The sequence below is a fragment of the Actinomadura sp. 1N219 genome, assembly GCF_044326405.1.
GTDB lineage: Bacteria > Actinomycetota > Actinomycetes > Streptosporangiales > Streptosporangiaceae > Spirillospora.
Genome location: NZ_JBIRAY010000011.1, coordinates 324306 through 339252 on the forward strand (window position 1 = coordinate 324306; position 14947 = coordinate 339252).

Annotated in this window: 18 protein-coding genes; 13 read left to right on the plus strand and 5 right to left on the minus strand. The window is 69.1% G+C overall.

What is annotated here, in order from left to right:
* The first annotated feature begins 34 nt into the window (after positions 1–34).
* From ACH35V_RS30620 to ACH35V_RS30635, 4 genes are all read left to right on the plus strand, one after another.
* Complete coding sequence (locus tag ACH35V_RS30620) at positions 35–358, plus strand: hypothetical protein (RefSeq protein WP_395977589.1); 324 nt, start codon at positions 35–37, stop codon at positions 356–358.
* Positions 348–929, plus strand: a complete 582-nt coding sequence (locus tag ACH35V_RS30625; protein WP_395977591.1) for a carboxymuconolactone decarboxylase family protein — start codon at positions 348–350, stop codon at positions 927–929. The genes ACH35V_RS30620 and ACH35V_RS30625 overlap by 11 nt, the downstream gene beginning before the upstream one ends.
* Before the next feature lie 151 nt (positions 930–1080).
* Complete coding sequence (locus ACH35V_RS30630; protein WP_395977593.1) at positions 1081–1494, plus strand: peptidase inhibitor family I36 protein; 414 nt, start codon at positions 1081–1083, stop codon at positions 1492–1494.
* A 141-nt stretch (positions 1495–1635) separates the two neighbouring features.
* On the plus strand, positions 1636–2058 hold the full coding sequence (locus ACH35V_RS30635; RefSeq protein WP_395977595.1) for a hypothetical protein: 423 nt from the start codon (positions 1636–1638) through the stop codon (positions 2056–2058).
* Positions 2059–2274: 216 nt separating this feature from the next.
* Here ACH35V_RS30635 and ACH35V_RS30640 read toward each other — a convergent pair whose 3' ends face one another.
* Entirely contained in the window at positions 2275–2514 is a 240-nt protein-coding gene (locus tag ACH35V_RS30640) for a hypothetical protein (protein WP_395977597.1), read from the minus strand.
* A 3-nt stretch (positions 2515–2517) separates the two neighbouring features.
* A complete protein-coding gene (locus ACH35V_RS30645; protein ID WP_395977599.1) occupies positions 2518–2808 on the minus strand; it encodes a hypothetical protein in 291 nt (96 codons plus the stop codon).
* A gap of 154 nt (positions 2809–2962) precedes the next feature.
* Here ACH35V_RS30645 and ACH35V_RS30650 point away from each other — a divergent pair, with 154 nt between their 5' ends.
* Positions 2963–3751 carry a Scr1 family TA system antitoxin-like transcriptional regulator gene (locus ACH35V_RS30650; protein WP_395977601.1) on the plus strand — a complete coding sequence of 263 codons (789 nt, stop codon included), beginning with the start codon at positions 2963–2965 and terminating at the stop codon, positions 3749–3751.
* Positions 3735–3932: a DUF397 domain-containing protein gene (locus ACH35V_RS30655; RefSeq protein ID WP_395977603.1), complete on the plus strand. Its 198-nt coding sequence runs from the start codon at positions 3735–3737 to the stop codon at positions 3930–3932. Before ACH35V_RS30650 ends, ACH35V_RS30655 begins: the two co-directional genes overlap by 17 nt.
* Positions 3933–3997: 65 nt before the next feature.
* Here the strand turns inward: ACH35V_RS30655 and ACH35V_RS30660 are convergent, their stop codons facing one another.
* Positions 3998–4690, minus strand: a complete 693-nt coding sequence (locus ACH35V_RS30660; protein ID WP_395977605.1) for a GntR family transcriptional regulator — start codon at positions 4688–4690, stop codon at positions 3998–4000.
* Between the two features lie 223 nt (positions 4691–4913).
* Between ACH35V_RS30660 and ACH35V_RS30665 the strand changes: the two genes are divergently transcribed.
* The 7 genes from ACH35V_RS30665 (at position 4914) to ACH35V_RS30695 (ending at position 11621) form a co-directional block, all read left to right on the plus strand.
* Positions 4914–5732, plus strand: a complete 819-nt coding sequence (locus ACH35V_RS30665) for an alpha/beta fold hydrolase (RefSeq protein ID WP_395977607.1) — start codon at positions 4914–4916, stop codon at positions 5730–5732.
* 34 nt (positions 5733–5766) lie between these two features.
* Positions 5767–6627 carry a VOC family protein gene (locus tag ACH35V_RS30670; protein WP_395977609.1) on the plus strand — a complete coding sequence of 287 codons (861 nt, stop codon included), beginning with the start codon at positions 5767–5769 and terminating at the stop codon, positions 6625–6627.
* Positions 6628–6635: 8 nt separating this feature from the next.
* Positions 6636–7376, plus strand: coding sequence for a hypothetical protein (locus ACH35V_RS30675; protein ID WP_395977611.1), 741 nt, complete (start codon positions 6636–6638; stop codon positions 7374–7376).
* A 76-nt stretch (positions 7377–7452) separates the two neighbouring features.
* Positions 7453–7995: a potassium channel family protein gene (locus tag ACH35V_RS30680; RefSeq protein WP_395977613.1), complete on the plus strand. Its 543-nt coding sequence runs from the start codon at positions 7453–7455 to the stop codon at positions 7993–7995.
* An 80-nt stretch (positions 7996–8075) separates the two neighbouring features.
* Positions 8076–8468 carry a VOC family protein gene (locus ACH35V_RS30685; RefSeq protein ID WP_395977615.1) on the plus strand — a complete coding sequence of 131 codons (393 nt, stop codon included), beginning with the start codon at positions 8076–8078 and terminating at the stop codon, positions 8466–8468.
* Between the two features lie 162 nt (positions 8469–8630).
* Positions 8631–11162 carry an ATP-dependent Clp protease ATP-binding subunit gene (locus tag ACH35V_RS30690; protein ID WP_395977617.1) on the plus strand — a complete coding sequence of 844 codons (2532 nt, stop codon included), beginning with the start codon at positions 8631–8633 and terminating at the stop codon, positions 11160–11162.
* 9 nt (positions 11163–11171) lie between these two features.
* Positions 11172–11621 (plus strand): protein-tyrosine phosphatase family protein, encoded by a 450-nt coding sequence (locus ACH35V_RS30695; RefSeq protein WP_395977619.1) that lies wholly within the window; start codon positions 11172–11174, stop codon positions 11619–11621.
* On the opposite strand, the gene ACH35V_RS30700 is transcribed toward ACH35V_RS30695, so the two are convergent.
* Together ACH35V_RS30700 and ACH35V_RS30705 are read right to left on the minus strand one after the other, a co-directional pair.
* On the minus strand, positions 11605–13221 hold the full coding sequence (locus tag ACH35V_RS30700) for a GMC family oxidoreductase (protein ID WP_395977621.1): 1617 nt from the start codon (positions 13219–13221) through the stop codon (positions 11605–11607). The two genes, ACH35V_RS30695 and ACH35V_RS30700, sit on opposite strands and share 17 nt — an antisense overlap.
* A gap of 419 nt (positions 13222–13640) precedes the next feature.
* On the minus strand, positions 13641–14912 hold the full coding sequence (locus tag ACH35V_RS30705; RefSeq protein WP_395977623.1) for a trypsin-like serine peptidase: 1272 nt from the start codon (positions 14910–14912) through the stop codon (positions 13641–13643).
* Between the last annotated feature and the right edge of the window lie 35 nt (positions 14913–14947).

Consider the following 14947-nt stretch of genomic DNA (forward strand, 5'->3'; position numbering starts at 1 on the left):
ATCGTCTTGTACGTAAGGAGATAGAGGAGGCGCCATGCCGGACGAGGACAAGAAGCAAGCAGCGCACCGAGCCCTGGTGGATCGCGTGCTGACAGCAGAGGGCAAGGCATCCACAGAGCAACGAGCGCGCGCATTCAACAACGAGGGCCTCTCCCCACCCCTGGACGCGCTGGTCGCCAAGATCTCGGACGCTCCAGCGCAGGTCACCGAAGCGGACCTGGCCTCAGCGAAGGCGTGCGGCTGCACCGAAGACAAGCTCTTCGAGCTGGTGGTATGCGCGGCGGTAGGCCAATCCACCCGCCTCTACGAAGCCGGATTGGCGGCCCTGGCCGAAGCGAGGTCGGACCATGCGACTTGACATCCTCAACAACGGCTACCGCCCCGGAACCAAGCTGCTGTTCGCCATGATCCGGCTGTTCTCCGGCCACCCGGTACCGGACGCCGCAAAGGTGACGTTCTACCGCCCCGATTTCTACGGAGCCAGCGCCAAGGAGTTCACCCACGAGGCGATGCGCGGACCGTCCGCCTGGACGGTGGGCGACCGGGAGCTAATGGCGGCTTACGTGTCGAAAGTGAACGAGACCGCATTCTGCATCGCCGCGCACACCGCCACCGCCACGCGCGCCTACCAGGACGCACCACGAGTCGCGGCGGCACTGGCCGACCTCGAATCGGCGCCCATCGAGGAGCCGCTGCGAGCGACACTGCGAATGCTCGGCAAGCTGACGCGAGAGGGAACCGTCAGCGCCCAGGACATGCGCGACGTGCTGGCCACCGGTGCCACACCCCAACAGATCCAGGACGCACTAGCGGTCTGCACCGCCTTCAACATCACCGACCGCCTAGCCGACGCCTTCGGCTTCGCACAACTCAGCCCCAAGGGCTTCGAGGCAGGAGCCAAATACCTACTCAAACGCGGCTACCGCTAACCCACACGACCCACGTCGTTACACTGTGCAGTCACTTGACCACATAGAGTCACTCTCATTGCCTGACCCGGGCATCACTCTCCGTGTGAATCTCATGCCGCGAGGTCGCTCTCGCGGACACATTCCAGTCACACGAAACGGAGAAGCCTTCATGGCCCGCAGATCCCGTCTGACCCTCACCGTGGTGGCCCTGGCCGCCCTCGCCACCACGGCCACCCCCGCCGCCTCGGCCGCCGCCGCCCCGGCGCGGCTGGACCTGCCGCCGGGCGTCATCAAGCTCAACGACTCCGAGCGCTGCCCCATGGCGACCCTGTGCCTCTACCAGCACTACAACCGGCGGGGACCGGCCTACGGAATCGGCGCGGGCTACCAGGTCGACCTCAGGGAACTGCCCATGAACGGCGGCACCGCCGCCAACAACGTCTCGTCCTGGGTCAACAACACCGACACCCTGGCCGTCCTGATCGACGAGGACACCGGCACAGCCCGGCCGCTCTTCCCGCGCCAGCAGCTGGAGGAGCCGCCGCCGTACAACGACACCGTCGACCAGGTCGACTGGGCCTAACAACCCCTCGCCTTACCGCCGTCCGGCCGGACACCCACCTCCGGCCGGACGGCGCCTGACACCCCGGCGCCTGACCTGAAACGCGTGTTGAGCTCTGTGCGACACCGCTCGCCACAGCCGAACTACGAACGGAGCACCTCGATGGCCAACCGGAAATCACGCCTGATCATCACTGCGGTCGCCATGGCCGCCTTCACCACCACGGCCGCCGCCCCAGGGACGGCCCACGCCGGACCCGTCCCGCGCGGAGGGGGCCTGCCGCCCGGCGTCGTCAAGCTCGCTCCCAGCGCAACCTGCCCCAAGGCGATGCTCTGCCTGTACAGGTTCTTCAGGCACAAGGGACCGGCCTACGGAATCTTCGCCCGCTACCGGGTCGCCCTCAAGGACCTGCCGATGGACGGCGGGACGGCGGCCAACAGCATCTCGTCCTGGCAGAACAACACCCACGCCACCGCCGTGCTGACCGACGAGCGCACCGGCCACACCCAGCGGCTCGCTCCCGGCCAGAGGCTGGAGGACCTGCCGCCCCACGACGACATCATCGACCACGTCGACTGGGCCTGACGCCTGAGACTCACGACATCGCCGACTGCTCTGCGATGACGGTGAAGGCCCCGGTGGTGTGATGCTCGCACGGATACCACCGGGGCCAGGAGCCGCCCAAAAGATTGGTTACATAGACCACCTTCCTTCTGCCGGGGGTTAGCTGCTCCTCCGGACGGCGGAGTGGCGGGGGGATGCTCGCTCACCATCGTCCGGAGGCGTCTTCGGGTGGAGCGGCTATCCGGTGTATCCGGTCCGTCTGCCGGGCGGCGGGGAATAGCGCCTGCCGGTCGAGGCGGCGCTGTGGCGGGACGGACGCGTCCTGGACGCGGAAGCGCGGGTGGCGGCGCCCTTGCGGTGAATTCCACGGCGGTGAATCCAGGGCCATATCAGCCAGGCCACGCCGACCCCGAACATCGCGCATGCCGCGCCGTACAGCAGCAGCCAGAACAGAATGGGTCCGAGTTCGATCGCCATGCGTCACGCCTCCCGCGACCAGGTCGGCACCGAATTCGGACGCGCACTCAGCTCTCGCGCCATTTCGTCCTGGCGTGTCATGGCCGTCTCCAGCGCGTCCAGCGTCGAGGCGCAGACCGTGTCCGCCAATCCGGCGTCGACCTGCCGGTGCGTCAGCGGGCGCCGGACGTGAACGGTCCAGAGACTGGTCTGCTGGGCCAGGTACGGGGCGGCCCAGCGCCCGGACGCCGCCTCCCCGACCGCCGGCAGTGGCTCGAATGCCTCGATCTTGTTTTCCTGCGGGCTCGCGTTCATCGATTTCACTTCCGCTCGCGTCTTTGTCCCTTCTGACTCCCAAGATTGACGCCAATGACTTATGGTGGCTACAGAACGGAGTGATACTTCGCGACATACCATCCGTGGAGGATCGCAAATGCCCCCATCTGTCCCAATTGACCCCCGCCAGAGCATGAGGGCCCAGCTCGCATACACGCTGAGGCTGATGCGCGAAATCAAGAACATGAGCCAGAACGACCTGGCAAAGGAGCTATATACGACACGCGAGACAATTGCGGCATACGAAGGCCGCCGGAACCACCCCGACGAGGACTTCTGCAAGAGGCTGGACGAGTTCTTCAACACCGGCGAGATGTTCCAGGGCCTCTGGTTCCACGCCCAGCGCGAACACCTCAACGAATGGTTCGAGGCGTACGTCGTCCACGAGACCGAGGCCACGGAGATCCGCACCTTCCAGCCCCTCTACATCCCCGGCCTCCTCCAGACCGAGGGCTACATGAGGGCGACCACTCCTCCGAGGGAGAAGGACGAGCAATTCATCGCTCAGCGCCTGTCACGGCGGGACATCCTCACGCGGGACACGAACCCGCCTCACCTCTTCGTCGTCCTCGACCACGCCGCCGTCCTTCGCCGTTGGCGTGACGCGAATGTCATGCGAGAGCAACTCCAGCACCTCCTCGACGTTGGAGAAGCACCTCACATACACATCCAGGCAGTCCGGATCACCGATGGGTGGCACCCTGGGCTCGATGGCGCAATGGTCCTCCTCACCAAGGCGGACCGAAGCCACGTTGGGTACGTAGAGGCCCAATTCGGTGGAAGACTGATCGAAGACCCGGCGGAGGTCACTCTGCTGGGGATCCAGTTCGACGAGATCAGATGCCATGCATTGTCCGAAAGAGACACGCGGGCGCTGATCCGGAAGACGATGGAGACGATCCAGGATGATCCAGTGGCGTAAGAGCAGCCACAGCCAAGGCGGCCACGGTGAGTGCGTCGAGATCTCTACGAACACCTCGACCTCCCTGATTCGGGACTCCAAAGACCCGGACGGACCGCAGCTGGCTCTTAGGCAGGGCGAGCTAGCGACGCTCATTAGCCAGATCAAAGACGGCGACCTCGACCTGCAACCCCCGCTCTGACCAGTTCCTCTCGAAGGCCCCGGCGCGCGTCCAGGCGTCGGGGTCTTTCGTTGGCGCTCGGCCTCTCAGTGCAGGCCGGGGTTGAAGACGTTGTCGAACTCGGTGCGGTTCAGCTCCATGACAGTGCCGACGACGTGCCGCAGGTGTGCCTCCATGCGGGCCTGGGCTTCGGGTCCGTCGCCCACCACCACCGCGCGCAGGATCTGGGCATGGTCATCGGTGGACGCGTCGTAGCTCCGGGTCGACGAGCTCGCGAAATGCCGCAGGCGATGCAACGGGAGCTGCATCGTCTCCCACTGCCGCACGAGCAGCCGGTTGCCGCTTCGGCGGACGACGCCGCCGTGCACGAGGTCATTCTGCGTCTGGAACTCGGCCGCCTCGTCGCCTGACGCGGCCCGCTGCGTGAGGTCGAGGAGGCCGCTGAAGAAGTCGAGGTTGTCGTCCTCGTGGATCCGCTGTGCGGCCAGCCTGCTCGCGAAGCCCTCCAGCAGGATCCGTACCTGGAAGAACTCGGCGATGTCCCGTCGTTCGAGGACGCGGACCACGGCACCGCGGTGCGGATGCAGGTCCAGCACACCTTCGGCGTCGAGTCTCTTGAGCGCCTCGCGCAGGGGCACCCGGCTCACGCCGATCTCGTCCGTCAGCCGCGATTCGGTGAGCCGCTCGCCAGCGAGGTACACGCCGTCGCGAAGGTTGGTCAGGATCGCGTCGTGCGCCCGGTCGCTCGCCGAACCCGCGCTCCTCGCGGCGGGCGTCAACGGCGCTCCAGGCTCAGCGTGCAGGTCGTCACGTGCTCAGTCTCCCCTTCGACGCCCGCGGCTCGCAATCTCACGCTGACCACGATCATTAGCTGATCTGGAAAGCAGTGTATGCACAGCTCAGATGGAATACAGTCGACTGATACCGGGCGGGCTTGACGAAGTTTCGATGGATCGTATAACAATCCATCCAACGCACCAGAGAGAGCTGAGGAGCCCCCGCATGACGATCGACGGACGGATGGTGGCCACCGGCGGCTTCCAGACCCACTACTTCGAGGCCGGCGAAGGGGACCCGGTGATCCTCGTCCACGGCGGCGGGGCGGGGGCCGACGGCCTGTCCAACTGGCGTGACTGCCTGCCGTACTTCAGCGCCCGGCGGCGCACGATCGTCATCGACATGGTCGGGTTCGGCCGCTCCGGGAAGCCGGACCCGGCCGGGTTCGGCTACGGCCAGCCCGACAGGATCCGGCAGCTCATCGACTTCATCGAGGCGCTCGGCCTGGAGCGGGTCAGCCTCGTCGGCAACTCGATGGGCGGTGCCATGTCGCTCGGCGTCGCGATGCAGCGTCCCGATCTGGTGGCCGATCTGGTGCTGATGGGGAGTGCGGGAGCGAGCAACGAGCTCAGCCCCGCGCTGGGCCCGATCCTGAACTACGACTTCACCTTCGAGGGCATGCGCCGGGTCATCACCGCGCTCACCAACCCGTCGTACGTGCCGACCGAGGAGCAGATCGACTACCGATACCGGTCCTCGATCGAACCGGACACCCGCGCCGCCTACGTGGCCACGATGCGGTGGGTCCGCGAGGTGGGGATGGCGTACTCCGAAAGTGAGATCTCCTCCGTCAAGGCCCGCACCCTCGTCGTCAACGGGAAGAACGATCTGGTCGCGCCGATCAAGCACGCGTACCGCTTCCTGGAGCTCATCGAGAACTCCACCGGCTTCGTGCTGCCGCACTGCGGGCACTGGGCGATGATCGAATATCCCGAGCTGTTCTCGCAGGTCACGCTGGACTTCCTGGACCGGCGCGGGGCCTGACGCCCCGCCTTTCGGCCCCGAAGGGAATGCATTGATGGAAATCAAGCAACTGGGCTATCTCGGACTGGACGCGCGCGAGCCCGCGGCGTTCACCGAATACGCCACCGGAATCCTCGGCCTCCAGCGGGTGGACGGCGAGGACGGCACGACCCATTTCCGGATGGACGACGTCCATCACCGGATCACCGTCGAGCAGGCCGACCGGGACGGCGGCGCCTACTACGGCTGGGAACTGGAGGACGCCGCCGCCCTGTCGGCCGCACTCGACGAATTGAGCGACCGGGGCATCGCATTCCGGCAGGCCACCTCGCGGGAGCTGGAAATCCGCCGAGTCGGGGGCATGGCCCATCTGACCGACCCGGCCGGTAATCGGGTGGAGCTCTATCACGGGGCGTCCTCGGGTGACGGCGCGTTCACCTCGGCCCGCGACATCAGCGCCTTCGTGACCGGCGATCTCGGTCTCGGTCACGTGGTGCTCGCGAGCCCGGACGTCGCCGCCCAGCAGGAGTTCTACACCGACGTCCTCGGGTTCAAAATCAGCGACACGATGCGCAGGCCATTCCAGGCGTCCTTCCTGCACACGAATCCCCGCCATCACAGCATCGCCTTCGTGGACGGCCCTTTCTTCGGCGTCGACCAGCCATTCCTTCACCATTTCATGCTGGAGGTCACGGACCTGGACGAGGTCGGTCTCACCTACGATCTCGTCCTCGATCGGAATGTTCCGGTGACGATGTCGCTCGGCCGTCACAGCAACGACAAGATGTTCTCCTTCTACGCCGAGTCTCCGGTCGGAGTGCACACCGAATTCGGGTGCGGCGGCGTTCTCATCGACGATGAGACCTGGGAGGTCACCGAGATCCCGGGCCCCGACATCTGGGGCCACCGGCACTGATCCCCGACGTGCGCGCGGGAAGACTGGACACCTACCGCGAGGAGAGGCTCCCGGTGGCCCGGCAGATCGTGGAGCGGGCGAGCCGGAGCAACGCGACCCTGGGCCCGATCTTCCAGGCGCTCCAGCTCCCGCCGACCCCCGGCGCGGACGACCTGAACCGGGCCTTGGACGAGCTGGAGGCCCCGGTCGCCGCGGCCGCCGACCGCCGCGAGGCGCTGCAGAAGGCGCTGCAGGGGACACTGATCTGCTTCAACGCGCACGGCGTGGAGACCAACCAGCACTACCGGTCCGCCGCGATCGTCGGCGACGGCCTACCCGAGCCGCAGGCCCCGCGCGACGAGGAGATCCACCATTTCGCCACCACCGCGCCGGGCCGCCACCTCCCGCACGTGTGGCTCACCAGGGACCAGCGCCGCGTCTCGACACTCGACCTCTGCGGCAGGGGCGAGTTCACCCTGATCACCCGGATCCGGGGCACGGCCTGGCGGGACGCCGCCGAGCGCGCCGCCGCCGAGCTCGGCGTCCCGCTGGCGGTGCGCGGCGTCGGCCGCGGCTGCGACTACGAGGACGCCTACGGCGACTTCGCCGACATCTCCGAGATCGACGAGGACGGCGCCCTGCTGGTCCGCCCGGACCTCATGGTCGCCTGGCGGTCGAAGACCACCGGCGACGACCCCGCCGCCACCCTGATCAACGTCCTGTGCCGAATCCTCGGCCGTGCGACCGCCCCCAGCGTGGTCTCTCTGTGACGGCCGATCGCGTCGCTGGGCCAAGCACCGCGGGCGAGGCGCGTGCTCCGCGGCGGGTTCGGGGCATGGATGGGTCGTGGAGATCAGCTCGCGCCGGGCCACCCGCCGGCTCACACTGACGCTGCTGCTGCGCACGGCGCTGACCACGGCGTGCCTGCTGGCCTTGTATTTCGTGGCTCCGCTGAACAGATCGTTCACGCCGATGGCCGCTGTGGCATTGGTCGCTGCGCTCGCGGCGCTGGGCCTGCTCATCGCCTGGCAGGCCCGCGCCATCGTGCGGTCGCCGTCACCGCGGCTCCGTACCGTCGAGGCGCTGGCGACGCTGGTCCCGCTGTTCCTGCTGCTGTTCGCCGCGTCCTACTGCCTCATGAGCCAGGGGGCCGGACGCGACTTCTCCGAGCCGCTGACGCACGTCGACGCCCTGTACTTCACCCTGACCGTGTTCTCGTCGGTCGGCTTCGGCGACATCGTCCCCCGCTCCCAGGCGGCACGCGCCCTGACGTCGCTGCAGATGCTCGGCGACCTCGTCATTCTCGGCCTCGTCGCGAAGGTCCTCCTGGAGGCCATGCGCCGCGGCGTAGAACGAAAGACCCGAAGCACGGACACCCATTCACACTGACCCCCCGCGCACCTTACAGATCGCTAACCGATGAGGCTTGGGTCGTAAGGTGGTCTGTCCGCGTCTGGTGTCATGGGGGGATGGCGCGACTTCGTGACATCGTCCTCGACTGCGCTCACCCGGCGGCCACGGCGCGGTTCTGGGCCGCGGTCCTGGACGGCTATTCCGTCGCACCGTACGACGACGCGGAGCTGGCACGGCTGCGCTCGCTGGGGATCAACAGCGTCGAGGACGATCCGACCGTGCTCGTCGAGCCGGTGGACGGCGGGCCTCGGCTGTTCTTTCAGCTCGTCCCAGAGGCCAAGCGTGTGAAGAATCGCGTGCACGTGGATTTGGCCGCTGCGGACCCGGAGGCGGAGATCCAGCGCCTGACCGCTCTTGGTGCGACCGTCCAGGCTCGGTATCCGGACAACGTCGTGTTGGCCGATCCCGAGGGGAACGAGTTCTGCCTGTCGCTGAGGGCTGCTCCGTAGCGGACTTCCCGCGGGGGGCGGTGGAACGCGCGTAGCCTCGGGCGCGGGGCTTTTGGGCGGGGTGCGGGCCCGCTTGGGGCTGGGGTTTTCCGGGGCTTGCCACGGGCAGGTCCCTGACCGTTGCGATAAGGCGTCTTCAACGGGGGCAGGGGGGTTTCGGAGATGACCTCGGAGTGGTACGGATCCGGCGGCATGGACCCGTTCGAGGAGATGCTCGCCCGGTTCTTCGGCGCGCGGGCGCAGCGCCGGCCGATGGAGCGGATCAGCATCGCGCGGCTGATGAGCGAGCCCGCGCGGGAGCTGGTGCGGGACGCGGCGGCGCAGGCGGCGCAGTGGGGCAGCGACGATCTGGACACCGATCATCTGCTGTGGGCGGCGACGCGGCAGCAGGGCACGCGGCAGTGGATGGCGCGGGCCGGGGCCGACCCGGACAAGATCAAGGGTGAGATCGAGGAGCACGCCCGGCGGGGAGAGCCGCGGGACGTCCCGCCGGAGCTGACGCCGTCGGCGAAGCGGGCGCTGCTGGATTCGCACCAGGTTTCGCGGGCGCTCGGGTCGTCCTATATCGGGCCCGAGCATCTGCTGTTCGCGCTGGCGCTGGATCGCGGGTCCAGCGCGGGACGCATTCTCGACCATGAGCATGTGACGCCCGACACGCTGCAGCAGGCGGCGACCGGCGGGGGCCAGCAGCCGCCGAGCGGGGCCGGCGGCGGGCAGGCGACCGGCACCCCGACGCTGGACGAGTTCGGCCGCGACCTGACCGCTCTGGCCCGGGAAGGCCGTGTCGACCCGGTGATCGGGCGCGAGGACGAGATCGAGCAGACCGTCGAGGTGTTGTCGCGGCGCACCAAGAACAATCCGGTGCTGATCGGTGATCCGGGCGTCGGGAAGACCGCGATCGCCGAAGGGCTCGCGCAGAGGATCGTGGACGACGATGTGCCGGAGACCCTGCGCGGGAAGCGGATCGTGCAGTTGGATCTCGGCGGGATCGTCGCGGGGACGCGGTATCGCGGCGACTTCGAGGAGCGGCTGAAGAAGGTCGTGGACGAGATCCGCGAGCACAGCGACGACCTCGTGGTGTTCATCGACGAGATCCACACGATCGTGGGCGCGGGCGGCGCGGAGGGCGCCATGTCCGCGGGGAACATGCTGAAGCCGCCGCTGTCGCGCGGCGAGTTGCACGTCGTCGGGGCGACGACCATCGACGAGTACCGCAGGAACATCGAGAAGGACGCGGCGCTGGAGCGCAGGTTCCAGCCGATCCTGGTGCCGGAGCCGAGCCCGGACGACAGCATCGAGATCCTGCGCGGCCTGCGGGACCGGTACGAGGCGCACCACCAGGTGCGGTTCACCGACGAGGCGCTGCTCGCGGCCGTCGACCTGTCGAGCCGGTACCTGACCGACCGGTTCCTGCCGGACAAGGCGATCGACCTGATCGACCAGGCGGGCGCGCGGGTCCGGCTGCGGTCCGGGACGCGGGACGGCGGCCGCCGCGAGATGGAGCGGCGGCTCGACCGGCGCCGCCGGGAGAAGGACCAGGCCGTCGCGGACGAGGACTACGAGAAGGCGTCCGAGCTGCGCGACGAGATCGTCCGGCTGGAGAAGGACCTGGCGGAGACGCGTGAGGACGACGCGCCGAACGCCGTCCCGTGCGTCCACACGGACGACATCGCCGAGGTCGTGTCGCGGATCTCCGGCGTGCCCGTCACGCAGCTCACGCAGGCGGAGCGGGAGCGGCTGTCCCGGCTTGAGGAGCACCTGCACCAGCGGGTGATCGGGCAGGAGGACGCGGTGGCGGCGGTGGCGCGGGCCGTCCGGCGGTCCCGGGCCGGGATGGGCGACCCGGACCGTCCGATCGGCGGGTTCCTGTTCCTCGGCCCGACCGGCGTCGGGAAGACGGAGCTGGCGAAGGCGCTCGCGGAGGCACTGTTCGGCAGCCGCGACCGGCTGATCCGGTTCGACATGAGCGAGTTCCAGGAGCGGCACACGGTGAGCCGGCTGATGGGCGCGCCGCCCGGATACGTCGGCTACGAGGAGGCAGGGCAGCTCACCGACGCCGTCAAGCGGCAGCATTACGCGGTGATCCTGCTGGACGAGATCGAGAAGGCGCACCAGGACGTGTTCAACGTCCTCCTGCAGCTGCTGGACGACGGGCGGCTGACGGACGCGCAGGGCCGCACGGTCGACTTCCGCAACACCGTGGTGATCATGACCAGCAACCTCGGCTCGGAGCTGATCACCGGCCGGACGGAGGTCGGGTTCGGCACGCCCGGCGCCGGGCCGGACGGCGGCGGTCCAGGCAGCGCGCTCAGCGACCGGATCATGCGGCGGCTGCGCGAGTCGTTCCGGCCCGAGTTCCTCAACCGGATCGACGAGATCATCGTGTTCCAGCGGCTGGAGGAGGGCCAGCTCCGGCAGATCACCGACCTGCTGCTGGACGAGACGCGCCGCCGCCTCCGCGCGCAGGACGTCGACGTGTCCTTCACCACCGAGGCGGTGGACTGGCTGGCGCGGCGCGGCTACCAGCCCGAGTTCGGCGCCCGGCCGCTGCGCCGCACGATCCAGCGGCAGGTGGACGACCGGCTCTCCGACCTCCTCCTCGCCGGCGACCTGCGGCACGGCAGCCACGTCGAGGTCTCCGCCGTGAGCGACGGCCTCGACTTCCACGTCACCACGAAGGAACCGGCGACGTAGGCTGGCGCGATGACGTCTCCGCTGACGGGCGCGCTGCGACTTCCCGACGGGGTGTGGGTCAGGGGGCGGGGGCTGCGCAGGCCGCTGCCGGACGGGCCCGTGCCCGACTTCGGGCTCTACCTGGGCTCGGGACGTCTCCGCCGACGTCATGAGGCGGCGCTGAGCTGGCCCGCCGTATGGATCGAATGGCCCGACTTTCTGCTGCCTCGCGACCGGGACGCGGCCGTCCGGGACATCCGTGCCCTGTATGAGCGGGCCCGTTCCGGTGCGGCGGTCGAGGTCGCCTGCGGAGGCGGTGTCGGACGCACCGGAACGGTCATCGCGTGCTTGGCCGTCCTGTCCGGGGTGGAGCCGTCCGAAGCCGTGGCTTGGGCGCGCGAACATCATCATCCGCGCGCCGTCGAGACACCGTGGCAGCGCCGGTGGGTGGCCGCCTTCCCGGCTACGGCCAGTCGCTGAGGATCAGTTTCGCGGCGTGTTCGCCGATCATCATGCTCGGCGCGTTGGTGTTCCCGCCCGTGATGGACGGCATGATCGACGCGTCCGCGACCCGCAGGCCCTCGACGCCGCGGACCCGCAGTTCCGGGTCGACCACGGCCCGCTCGTCCGCGCCCATCCGGCAGGTGCCGACCGGGTGGTAGACGGTCGTCGCGCGGTTCGGCAGCTCCCTGGCCAGCGCGTCCCGGTCCGGGAAGCCGGGGCCCGGTGACAGCTCCTCCTCGACGTCCCCGGCGACGGCCTTGTTCGCCATCACGTCGCGGACGAGTTCGATGCCGTCCAGCAGCAGGCGCGCGTCGTCGGGATCGGTGAGGTAGGCCGGGTCGATGAGCGGCGCGGCGTACGGGTCGGCGGACGCCAGCCGCAGCGTCCCGCGGCTCTTCGGGTAGATCAGCGTCGGCATGATCGTGAGGGCGGAGCGCTTGTCCACCTTGTGCCGGACGGGCGCGTCCTGGTTCGGGAACGGATACGACCACGGCAGCGCGTGGAGCTGCAGGTCGGGGATGTCGCCGGGACCGGCCTGCCCGGTGCGGACGAAGCCGACCGCCTCGAACACGCTGCGCGCGACCCACGTCCCGCCCTTCGTCCATTCCCTGACGACGCCGGACGCGAAGTACGGCGCGGTGCCCCGGTGCCGGGCGCTGTCCATGACGTACGTCATCGGGACGAACATGTGGTCGTGCAGGTTGTCCCCGACGGGCAGGTCGGCGTGCACGTCGATGCCGTGTTCCCGCAGGTGCGCGGACGGGCCGACGCCCGACAGCATGAGGAGCTGCGGCGAACCGAACGTCCCGGCCGCCAGGATCACCTCGCGGGACGCGCGCACGGTCCCGCGCCCCTTCTTCGTGACGACGTCGATCCCGGTGGCGCGCCCGTCGCGGACGACGACGCGTTCCACCATCGCGCCCGTCACGATCGTCAGGTTCGGCAGGCCGTGATCGTCGAGGTACCCGACGGACGAGCTGTACCGCAGGCCCTCGTGCACGCTCTGCTGGAAGATCCCGGCGCCGTCCTGGACCTCGCCGTTGTAGTCGTCGTTCCGCTTCACGCCCGCCGTCTCGATCACGGCCTCGATGAACGCCTCCGACGCCGGGGTGAGGTCCCGCTGCCGCGTCACCTGGATCGGCCCGCCCGCGCCGCGCAGGGCGGTGGCGCCGTCCTCCCAGTTCTCCATCCGCTTGAAGCTGTCCAGGACGTCGTCGTGGCCCCAGCCGGTGCAGCCGTCCGCCGCCCAGTCGTCGTAGTTCCGCCGGTTGCCGCGCACGAACAGCATCCCGTTGATCGACCCGGAGCCGCCGAGCACGCGCCCCTTCGTCTGCGGGATCCTCCGGTCGAGGGCGCTCTTCTGCGGGGTGCTGTAGAAGCCCCAGTCCAGCTTCTTCTTCAGCTGCGGGACGTTGTGGAAGACGGCGATCAGGCCCGGCTTGCGCACCAGCGGCGTCCGGTCCGGGCCGCCGGCCTCGACCAGGACGACGTCCGCGCCCGACTCGGCCAGGCGCCGCGCCAGCACGCATCCCGCGCTGCCGGCGCCCACGACGACGTAGTCAGCGGTCCGGTCCATATGTTCCTCCCAGCAGACGCCGACGGCCGGGGGCCCTGAGCGGGCGGCATGGCCGGGCGACCACTCGTGAGGGGCCCGCGCCTGGCCCGATCGGCGCCGCCGCGAGGGCGACCTGAATGGGTGCGGCGATAGTAGAGGCCCGCGCGCCGCCCGGTCGAGCACCGGTCCCGATGACCGGAACCCGGGCCGGACGGCAGCCGGCCGAAGGGCGGCCGGACGGCGGGGTGTCCCGTCGCGGTACCGCACCGGCTCATGGGCCAGGTCACGGCCGGTGCGGTACCGGCGGGCATCCGGCGTCCTCCCCGCCAAGGGATCGCCGGACAGCGCTCCCGGCCGGGACCCACGGGAGGAGAACGTCCCGGACGAGAGGTCATTCACCTGCGCGGATCAGCGGATCAGCGGATCGACCGCTCAGCCGTTCAGCCGCTCAGGACGCGGGAGTCGGGGGTTCCCGGCTCGTTGTCGATCAGGCTGGAGATCTCCTTGTAGACGAGGCTGATCCGGGTGCCCCAGTTCGGGCAGCCGCCGAGGTGGTGCAGCGCGATCACCTTGTGCGAGGACCCGGCGAGGACCGGCGAACCGGAGTTCCCGCCCGACGTGTCGCACATGTACCCGGTGTTCACCCCGGACGACGGCGTCCGGATGACGCAGTTGCCGCCGCCGTCCTCGACGACCGACAGCCGCTTCGGCAGCACGTCGCCGTGGCCGGGGATGTAGATCCGCTCACCCGCGGTGGGCTCGCGGGTCTCCAGGTAGAGCGTCCCGAACTGCTGGATGCTCTCGAAGTTGTTCACCGAGAACAGCGCGTAGTCGAGGGCGCTCAGCGGGCTCAGCTTGAGCAGTTGCGCTCCGCTGACCTTCGTGCCGGCCCCCGGGTTGCGGCCGCCGCACGTGGCGCAGTCGTAGTCGAACTGGAACTCGCTGCCCCGCAGGTCGGCCTCGCTCTCCATGCAGTGCTGGTTGGTGAGCATCGTGTTGGTGTCGCCGACACGCCACGCGGTGCAGTGGCCGAGGCCGTTCAGGAGCTGGCGGGCCACCGAGCGGGAGCGGGCGTACTCGGTGGGATGGCTCTCCTTGTAGCAGGTCACGTCGCGGCGACCGTCGGTTCCGCAGACGCTGAACGGACGGGGATTGGTCGCCGTGTACTCGGCCTGGCTGAAGCCGCGGAAATAGGAGTCGATCCGGGCGCCGAACCCCTGCCGGGTCAGCGCCGCGGCGTTCCCGCGCTTCGCGGACGAGTGCAGGGTGACGACGGCGGCGTCCCCGTCGATCGACATAGCGGCGAACCCCGTCCCACCGTGGACGGTGAAGGGGGAGTCGCCGCGCTGCTTACGGACGGTCGGGTCGCCGTAGTAGGTGTGCACTTCGCGGCCGGACGGCGAGGCGACGGTGACGCGGTCACCGGGAAGCAGCCTCACGGACGCGAAATGCACCTTGACGTAACTGGAGCCGGGCTGGCGGACGGTCACCTGGGTGGTTCGGCTGTCAGGCGAGTACCGGAGCTCGGAGTTCGCGGCCTTCTTCTCTCCGGCCGCATCGGGCTTGGGGGCGGGTAGGGCGGGTTGGCGGGATTGGGCCTGCCTGGCGGCATCGCCGCTCCGCACGGGAGTGGCCGACGCCGCGGCGGCGGGCAGGATCAGGGTCACGGCGAGCGGGATCACCGCTGCCAGGAAGCGTGACCTTCTGGACATTTGCGCACCTCCTCTGGGGGTCGAGCTGCGCTTGG

Coding starts and splice junctions, on each gene's coding strand:
- ACH35V_RS30685 (WP_395977615.1), top strand. CDS start 8,076: ATGGCGCGACTTCGTGACATCGTCCTCGACTGCGCTCACCCGGCGGCC.
- ACH35V_RS30655 (WP_395977603.1), top strand. CDS start 3,735: ATGATCCAGTGGCGTAAGAGCAGCCACAGCCAAGGCGGCCACGGTGAG.
- ACH35V_RS30630 (WP_395977593.1), top strand. CDS start 1,081: ATGGCCCGCAGATCCCGTCTGACCCTCACCGTGGTGGCCCTGGCCGCC.
- ACH35V_RS30695 (WP_395977619.1), top strand. CDS start 11,172: ATGACGTCTCCGCTGACGGGCGCGCTGCGACTTCCCGACGGGGTGTGG.
- ACH35V_RS30700 (WP_395977621.1), bottom strand. CDS start 13,221: ATGGACCGGACCGCTGACTACGTCGTCGTGGGCGCCGGCAGCGCGGGA.
- ACH35V_RS30665 (WP_395977607.1), top strand. CDS start 4,914: ATGACGATCGACGGACGGATGGTGGCCACCGGCGGCTTCCAGACCCAC.
- ACH35V_RS30705 (WP_395977623.1), bottom strand. CDS start 14,912: ATGTCCAGAAGGTCACGCTTCCTGGCAGCGGTGATCCCGCTCGCCGTG.
- ACH35V_RS30650 (WP_395977601.1), top strand. CDS start 2,963: ATGAGGGCCCAGCTCGCATACACGCTGAGGCTGATGCGCGAAATCAAG.
- ACH35V_RS30635 (WP_395977595.1), top strand. CDS start 1,636: ATGGCCAACCGGAAATCACGCCTGATCATCACTGCGGTCGCCATGGCC.
- ACH35V_RS30645 (WP_395977599.1), bottom strand. CDS start 2,808: ATGAACGCGAGCCCGCAGGAAAACAAGATCGAGGCATTCGAGCCACTG.
- ACH35V_RS30690 (WP_395977617.1), top strand. CDS start 8,631: ATGACCTCGGAGTGGTACGGATCCGGCGGCATGGACCCGTTCGAGGAG.
- ACH35V_RS30625 (WP_395977591.1), top strand. CDS start 348: ATGCGACTTGACATCCTCAACAACGGCTACCGCCCCGGAACCAAGCTG.
- ACH35V_RS30670 (WP_395977609.1), top strand. CDS start 5,767: ATGGAAATCAAGCAACTGGGCTATCTCGGACTGGACGCGCGCGAGCCC.
- ACH35V_RS30640 (WP_395977597.1), bottom strand. CDS start 2,514: ATGGCGATCGAACTCGGACCCATTCTGTTCTGGCTGCTGCTGTACGGC.
- ACH35V_RS30620 (WP_395977589.1), top strand. CDS start 35: ATGCCGGACGAGGACAAGAAGCAAGCAGCGCACCGAGCCCTGGTGGAT.